General features: G+C 65.3%; 2 protein-coding genes. Both read left to right on the forward strand.

Translation table 11 applies throughout. The features are described 5' to 3' along the window. Positions 1–332: 332 nt before the first annotated feature. Positions 333–959 (forward strand): ParA family protein, encoded by a 627-nt coding sequence (locus tag MKL09_RS01125; RefSeq protein ID WP_244017162.1) that lies wholly within the window; start codon positions 333–335, stop codon positions 957–959. Continuing rightward, a complete protein-coding gene (locus MKL09_RS01130; RefSeq protein WP_244017164.1) occupies positions 956–1,282 on the forward strand; it encodes a hypothetical protein in 327 nt (108 codons plus the stop codon). The genes MKL09_RS01125 and MKL09_RS01130 overlap by 4 nt, the downstream gene beginning before the upstream one ends. Positions 1,283–1,489 lie beyond the last annotated feature (207 nt).

The raw sequence follows: 1,489 nt of genomic DNA on the forward strand, positions 1-1,489 counted from the left end.
TGAGCTGTCTGCACCTCGATCTGGCGCAGCTTGAGCACCACCTGCTCCGCGCTCGTCTTCTGACCTCGCCGCATGTCCGACTCCTCCGGTCCTGGCTGATCCTCTCAATCAGCCCGGTCCAAAGCCAGCCGGTCAGGTCAATCAGAACTTATAGCATTCCCCAGACACGCAGTCACGCGCTTGCGCAATCACATATTCACATAAGCACGCGATCATGTTCGCCTTGCCATCGTGTCGCCGCCGCCACGTCAGCCGATGAACCGACACGGGTTAGGCCGGATCACGCGATTGCGCGCTTGTGCGGCTGCGTAATCATGTGACCACGTAGCTGCATGCGCATTCTCTCCCTCGCCAGTCAGAAGGGCGGCAGCGGCAAGAGTACCCTTGCCGGCTCGCTCGCCGTCGCTGCCCGCCAGTCCGGGGAGCGCGTGGTCGTTGTTGACCTGGATCCGCAGGGATCGCTCGCCGAATGGGGCCGCCAACGCGAGACCAAGGACATCGTGTTCCGCGAGGTCGAGCCCAACGCCCTGGTCCGGTGGGTGGCCGAGACCCGGAAGGTGGCGGCGGTGTCCCTGGTCATCATCGACACGGCCGGCACGTTCGGTCCCGAGGTCGATGCCGCGCTAAAGCAGTCCGACTTCATCCTCGTCCCGGTTAGGCCGTCGGCGATGGATCTGCGGGCGGCGCGGCCGACGGTCGAGCGCATCGAGAGCCTGAAGCGCCGGTTCGGGTTCGTCCTCAACGCCACCAACCCGGTCACGCAGGGCCGGACCGCGGATGCTCTCGCCGCGCTGGAGGCTGGCGGCATCGTCGCCCCGCCGGTGGCTGATCGAACCGACTTCCGAGACGCCGCTGCATCCGGGCTCGGCGTAACCGAGATCAACCCAGCCGGGAAGGCGGCGGCCGAGATCGTCGCCCTGTGGGAATGGACCCGGGTGCAGATGGAGACGACCGCGTGAGCAAGCCCCCGGTCCGCAAGCTCTCTGAGCAGGGCATCTTCAGTAAGCCACGTGATCACATAGCTGCGCAATCACCTGATGATGCACCTGCGCAGTTGCGCGACGATGAGATCCCCGGCGGCAAGGGGCAGGGCAGGGCGGCCCGAGGCACGCGCGAGGGCGACGTCCACCGTAGCCTCTACGCCAAGCCCGAGACCTTCGACCTGATCCGGCGCCTGGCCTTCGAGAAGAACACGACGGCACAGGCTCTCTATCGCGAGGGCCTGTTGCTCATGCTGCAGAAGCACGGTCACGCCATCGGCAAGGACGGCGAGGACATCTAACCACACGAGCACTCGAACACATAGTTATGTGATCACGCGAATGCGCAGCTATATGCCTGCGTACCAGCCGCGGTGCGGTAGGGATGTGCGCGAGGCCGGGATGCAGCCCGACGGTTGGTCCCGGCCGGTCGCCTCAGGCTGGCTTACAGACCCTTCTGGCAAGGATCTGGTTGCGCAGCTCACGTCCGATCCTTCGGATCAGATGCC

Source organism: Methylobacterium sp. J-048, from assembly GCF_022829515.1.
Classification (GTDB): domain Bacteria; phylum Pseudomonadota; class Alphaproteobacteria; order Rhizobiales; family Beijerinckiaceae; genus Methylobacterium.